Raw genomic sequence first — 6039 nt, 5'->3', positions numbered from 1 at the left:
CTTGTAGGGGCCGAGATGCGGGTGGTCGTAGCGCTCGAACAGGCCGACGGCTTCCAGGTGCGGATCGCTTTCCAGATCCTCGAAGCGGTTGGTCTTCTGCACCGGGATGGACAGGCCCTTGAGCAGGGTCAGCCATTCGTCGGTGGTCTTGGTGGCGGTGACCTCCTCGACCATGGCGTAGAGTTCGCGGGTGTGCTTGGCCCGCTGGGCGTAGTCGGCGAAGCGCGGGTCCCTGGCCACCGTCTCGGCCCAGCCGGCCACGGCAAAGAACTGGTCCCACTGCTTGTCGGTATAGGGCAGCAGGCCGATATAGCCGTCCTTCGTGGCGAACGGCTTGCGGTGGGGGTTGGTCACCCGCTGATAGGACCACTGGCCGGTGGGCGGCTCATAGGCGTGGTCATAGAGGTTCTCCACCAGGTTGAAGCTGGTGACGCATTCCAGCATCGGCACCTCGACGAACTGGCCCTCGCCGGTCTGGGCGCGATGGAACAGGGCCGCGGTGATCGCCTGGGACATGAAGAGGCCCGAGACCTTGTCGGCCACCAGGGTCGGCAGGATGCGCGGGGTCTCGTTTCCGTCCGTGCGGGGCAAGAGGTCGGCAAGCCCTGAGGCCGACTGGATCAAATCATCATAGGCCGGTTCACCGGCATAGGGACCGTCCGCGCCATAGCCGGCGGCGTGGACATAGATCACGTCGGGGCGGATCTTCTTCACCGCCTCATAGTCCAGACCCAGGCGCTTGAGCCCCTCATAGCGGACCGACGCGGCAAACACGTCGCAGCTGGCAATCAGGGCTTCCAGGGCCGGGCGCATCTCGCCGTCGCGCAAGTTCACCAGCACCGAGCGCTTGTTGCGGTTGATGGTCAGGAAGATGGGGCCGAGGTCCTTGGGCGCGCCGTCCGGCGGATGGCCGGCCCAGCGCATGATGTCGCCGCCGTCGCCGCGGCCCGAGCCCGGATCCTCCAGCTTGATCACATCGGCGCCCTGGTCGCCGAGGATCTGGGTCGCATAGGCGCCGAACACCACGCTGGTCAGGTCCAGGATGCGGACGCCCTTCAGCGGCCCGGTGGCCTCGCTCGCCAGTTGCTTGCCTTCCGCCACGGCCGTCCTCCCTTATGGTTCTTGTCGGCGTTTATGCTGCGCCAATGAGATCGCGCCAAGCGACGAACCTGCGTGACCTAGAGGGAGGATGCGATGGATTTCCAACTCTCCGACGAGCATCGGATGCTCAAGGAGCTGACCGCCCGCTTCGTCCGCGACGAGCTCATGCCCCTGGAGGCCGGCGTCCTGGACCGCGAGGCCAGGGGCCAGGGCCTGTCGCTCGCGGCCGAAGAGCACGCCCGGCTGGATCAGGTGTCGAAGGACCTCGGCCTCTGGGGCCTGGACGCTCCGGAGGATGTGGGCGGCTCGGACCTGCCCTATGTGGCCATGGTCGGCGTCGGCGAGGAGCTGGGCCGTACCATCACCCCCTACACCCTGCCGCCCGACAGCCCGAACCTGCGCATGCTGATGGCGACGGTGAACGAGCGTCAGCGTGAGGCCTATCTGGCGCCTTACGTACGCGGCGAGACGGTCTCGGCCATCGGCATTTCGGAGCCGGGCGCCGGCGCCGATCCCTCGGCCATGACCACCAAGGCGGTGCGCGACGGGGACGACTGGATCATCAATGGCCGCAAGATCTGGATCACCCGGGCGGCGGACGCCGACTTCACCATCCTGATGGCGGTGACCGACACGCAGAAGAAGGCCCGCGGCGGCGTCTCGGCCTTCCTGGTGGATCGCGACACGCCGGGCTTCAACGTCCTGCGGCAGATCCCGATGATCGGCGGCCAGTCCACCTACGAGATCGCCCTGGAGGACTGCCGGGTCGAGGGCTGGAAGCTGCTCGGCCAGGAGGGCGCCGGCTTTGCGCCGATGCAGATCCGGCTGGGGACGCGGCGGATCGAGATGGCCGCCTGGTCCATCGGCATGGCCCAGCGGGCGCTCGACATGATGGTCGAATACGCCCCGCAGCGGACCACCTTCGGCGCGCCGCTGTCGGAGCGCCAGGCGATCCAGTGGTGGGTGGCGGACGCGGCGACCCGCATCCATGCCGCGCGCCTGATGACCTATGACTGCGCCTGGAAGCTCGACCAGGGCCGCGACACCCGCATGGAAATCTCGATGATCAAGGCCTACGCCACCGAGATGGCCTGGGAGGTGGTCGACCACGCCATGCAGACCTTCGGCGCCATGGGCATGACCAAGGAACTTCCTCTGCAGCTCATGGCCACGCGCCTGCGCACCATGCGCATCTATGACGGCCCCACCGAAGTCCACAAATGGGTGGTGGCCCGCAACCTGTTGGGAACCCGCAAATGAGCACCAAGGCCGACCATCTCACCATCAGCGTCCAGGACCATGTGGCCCAGCTGGTCTTTCACCGGCCGCCGGCCAACCATGTGTCGGTGGAGCTGGTGCGCGACCTGGCCGACGCCCTGCTGGCCTTCGACAAGGACCCGGCCGTGCGCGCCAGCGTCCTGGCGTCGGACGGCAAGCCCTTCTGCGCCGGCGCCGACCTCGCCTCCCCCACCGGTATCGGCGGGGCGGGCATGGGCGGGGTTTCCGAGCTCTATGATCAGGCGATCCGGCTGTTCTCGGTGGAGAAGCCCATCGTCGCGGCCGTGCAGGGGGCGGCAGTAGGGGCGGGTCTGGGCTTGGCCCTCGTCGCCGACTTCCGCGTGGCGGCGCCCGAGGCGCGGTTCTCGGCCAATTTCGTCAAGCTGGGCTTCCATCCGGGCTTTGGCCTGACCCACACCCTGCCGCGGGTGATCGGCGCCCAGAAGGCCGACCTGATGTTCCTCACCGGCCGGCGGGTGCGGGCCGAGGACGCCCTGGCCTGGGGCCTGGTGGACGAGCTGGTCCCGGCCGATGAGCTGCGCCAATCGGCCTTTGCGCTCGCCGCCGAGCTGGCGGAGAACGCGCCGCTGGCCGTGGTCGCCACCCGCAAGACCACCCGCGGAAAGCTCGCCGAGGCGGTGCGCGCCGCCACCGCCCACGAGCACGTCCAGCAGACCGCCCTGCGCGCCACCGAGGATTTCGCCGAAGGCGTCCGGGCGGTGAATGAACGCCGCCCGGGCCAGTTCAAGGGACGTTGAGGCCCCCCGTCAGGTGACGGGGAAGCCCTTGTCGCGGAGATAGGCGCCCACGTCGGGATCACGGCCGCGGAAGGCGCGATAGGCCTCGGCCTGGTCCACCGTGTCGCCCACCGACAGGATGTGGTCGACCATGCGCTTGGCCACGCCCTCGTCGTACATGCCGCCCGGCGATTCCTCGAAGGCCTCGGTGGCGTCCTGCGACAGCACCTCGGCCCATAGATAGGAATAGTAGCCGGCCGAATAGCCGTCCGAGGCGAAGACGTGGGCGAACTGCGGCGTGCGGTGGCGCATGGGCAGTTCGGCGGGCATGCCGAGCTTGGCCAGCTCCTCCCGCTCGAAGGCGTCGGGATCGATGTCGGCGTCGCCGGCCAGGTGCAGCTTCATGTCGATCAGCGCCGAGGAGAGGTACTCGGTCACCTCGAAGCCCTGGCGGAAGGTCGAGGCCTGCTCGATCTTCTGGGCCAGCGCCTGCGGCATGGGCTCGCCGGTCTCATGGTGCAGGGCGAAGCGGCTGAGCACCTCGCGGGTCGGCAACCAGGCCTCGTTCACCTGGCTCGGGAACTCCACATAGTCCCGCGGCACGCTGGTGCCGGCGAGCGAGGGGTAGGTGACGTTGGACAACAGGCCGTGGATGGCATGGCCGAACTCGTGGAACAGGGTCGTGGCGTCGTCCCAGGAGATCAGCACCGGCTGGCCGGGCGCGCCCTTCACGAAGTTGGAGTTGTTGGAGACGATGGGGGTGACCTTCCCATCCATCTTTTGCTGGCTGCGATAGGCGTTCATCCAGGCGCCTGACCGCTTGCCGGCCCGGGCGTAGGGATCGAGGTAGAAGAGGCCGAGATGCGCGCCATTGCGCATCACCTCCCAGACGCGCACGTCGGGGTGCTGGGTCGGCACATTGGTCACCGGCGTGAAGCTCATGCCGTAGGTCTCGCCCGCGGCCCAGAACATGCCCTCGCGGATCTTGTCGAGCTGCAGATAGGCCTTCACCTCGTTCATATCGAGGTCGTAGCGGTCGGCGCGGACCTTCTCGGCATAGTAGCGATAGTCCCAGGGCTCGATCTTGACCCCGCTCTTCTCGGCGTCGGCGATGGCCTGCATCTCGGCCACCTCTTCCTCCACCCGGGCGATGGCGGCCGGCCAGACCCGCATCATCAGGTCCATGGCCGCCTCCGGCGTCTTGGCGACGGCCGCCTCCAGGCGCCAATGGGCGTGGGTGGGATAGCCCAGCAGGCGGGCGCGCTCGAAGCGCAGTTTCAGGATCTTCTGGATGACGCCGTTGTTGTCGTGGGCGTCGCCATTGTCGCCGCGGCTGTAATAGGTGCGCCAGACCTTCTCGCGCAGGTCGCGGCGATCCGAATAGGTCAGGAAGGGGTCCATGGAGGACCGGGTGTTGAGGATAGCGTACTCGCCAGGCCGGTCGCGCTCTTCGGCCGCCGCCGCCGCCGCGGCCCGGACATCCTCGGGCAGGCCGCGCAGTTCGGCCTCGGTCTTCAGATAGAGGACGTAGTCCGTCTCGTCGGCCAGCAGGTTCTGGCTGAAGGTGGTGAAGGCCTGGGCCAGTTCGCCGTTGATCTCCGCGACCCGGGCCTTGGCGGCTGGATCGAGCTTGGCGCCGGCGCGCACGAAGCGGTTCCAGCCCTTCCAGGCCAGGCGCTGCTGCTCCGGCGTCAGGCCGGCGGCCTCGCGGCCCTCATAGACCGCCTCGATCCGCTGGAAGAGCTTGGCGTTCTGCAGGATCTTGTCCCCATGGGCGGCCAGTTTCGGCGCCATGGCCTTTTCGATCTCGCGCACTTCGGGGGTCGACAGCGTGCCGCCCCAGACGCTGTAGAGGGTCCCGACCCGGTCCAGGGCGTCCCCTGAGCGTTCCAGGGCCACGATGGTGTTTTCGAAGGTCGGCGGCGCGGGATTGTTCGCGATCGCCTCGATCTCCTTCAGCTCCAGGGCCATGGCCGCCTCCAGGGCCGGGGCAAAGTCGGCCACCACCACCTTGTCGAAGGGCGGCACGCCGTCGAAGGGCCCGGTCCAGGGCGCCAGCAGGGGCGCGCCGTCGGCGGCGAAGGCGGGCAGCGGCAGGGTGGCGGCGCCAAGCGCTGCGCTCGAGACGGCCAGGAACATGCGCCGGTCCATGAAATCTCCGATAATCACGAAAGGTTTGGGGCGACCTTAGCCGTCTTGGGCTGAACGTCACATGACGGGGTTGTAATGTTACGCCCGCAGGCTCTGGCGGCAGGCCCGGACGCCCGCTAAAGCCGTAGGCATGGCCATCGGCGTTTTTGATTCCGGAGTGGGCGGCCTGACCGTCCACCGCAAGCTGGTCGAGCGCTTCGCGCAGGCCGACCTCGTCTATCTGGCCGACCAAGCCAACGCCCCCTATGGCGGACGGCCGGGCGAGGAGATCGTCGATCTCACCCAGGCCGGCTGCGACCGGCTGTTTGCGGAAGGGTGCGACCTGGTGGTCCTGGCCTGCAACACCGCCTCGGCCATTGCGCTGCGCCGCCTGCAACAGACCTGGCTGCCGCAGCGCCGTCGCGAGCTGAGTCGGCCGGTCAACGTGCTGGGGCTGATCGTGCCGACCATCGAGGCGGCCACCGGCCTGCCCTGGGAGCACGAGGCCGAGCGCCGGGGCGACAAGGTGGAGAAGCTGGACATCCTGGCGGTGTTCGCCACCCCGGCCACCGCCCGCAGCCGGGTCTATGAGATCGAGATCGACAAGCGCCGCCAGGACGTGGCGGTCTTCGTCGAGCCCTGTCCGGACCTGGCGCGCATGATCGAGACCAATGCCGGCGCCGTCGAGCTGGCCGCCGAGGTCGAGCGCCATGTGGCGCAGATCACCGCCCGCATCGGCCGGGCGCCGGACCGGGCCATCCTGGGCTGCACCCACTATGAGATCATCGCCGAC

The 6039-nt window shown here is 68.4% G+C and carries 5 protein-coding genes; 3 read left to right on the top strand and 2 right to left on the bottom strand.

Annotation, left to right across the window (positions count from 1 at the left end):
- The coding region (locus V7702_RS16370; RefSeq protein WP_335651145.1) for a CaiB/BaiF CoA transferase family protein at positions 1–1101 on the bottom strand (1101 nt) is incomplete at its 3' end.
- A 93-nt stretch (positions 1102–1194) separates the two neighbouring features.
- On the opposite strand from V7702_RS16370, the gene V7702_RS16365 reads away from it, so the two are divergent.
- Positions 1195–2361, top strand: coding sequence for an acyl-CoA dehydrogenase family protein (locus V7702_RS16365; protein ID WP_335651144.1), 1167 nt, complete (start codon positions 1195–1197; stop codon positions 2359–2361).
- The gene (locus V7702_RS16360; RefSeq protein ID WP_335651143.1) at positions 2358–3137 is read left to right on the top strand and encodes an enoyl-CoA hydratase/isomerase family protein; all 780 of its coding nucleotides are present in this window, start codon (positions 2358–2360) and stop codon (positions 3135–3137) included. Before V7702_RS16365 ends, V7702_RS16360 begins: the two co-directional genes overlap by 4 nt.
- Before the next feature lie 9 nt (positions 3138–3146).
- Here V7702_RS16360 and V7702_RS16355 read toward each other — a convergent pair whose 3' ends face one another.
- Positions 3147–5267, bottom strand: a complete 2121-nt coding sequence (locus V7702_RS16355) for a M3 family metallopeptidase (protein WP_335651142.1) — start codon at positions 5265–5267, stop codon at positions 3147–3149.
- Positions 5268–5397: 130 nt separating this feature from the next.
- Between V7702_RS16355 and V7702_RS16350 the strand changes: the two genes are divergently transcribed.
- Positions 5398–6039: glutamate racemase (locus V7702_RS16350; protein WP_335651141.1), on the top strand; the 642-nt coding region annotated here is incomplete at its 3' end.

The sequence above is a fragment of the Phenylobacterium sp. genome (genome assembly GCF_036963605.1).
GTDB lineage: Bacteria > Pseudomonadota > Alphaproteobacteria > Caulobacterales > Caulobacteraceae > Phenylobacterium.
This window is presented reverse-complemented; position numbering and strand designations above follow the sequence as displayed.

Coding starts and splice junctions, on each gene's coding strand:
- V7702_RS16360 (WP_335651143.1), top strand. CDS start 2,358: ATGAGCACCAAGGCCGACCATCTCACCATCAGCGTCCAGGACCATGTG.
- V7702_RS16365 (WP_335651144.1), top strand. CDS start 1,195: ATGGATTTCCAACTCTCCGACGAGCATCGGATGCTCAAGGAGCTGACC.
- V7702_RS16355 (WP_335651142.1), bottom strand. CDS start 5,267: ATGGACCGGCGCATGTTCCTGGCCGTCTCGAGCGCAGCGCTTGGCGCC.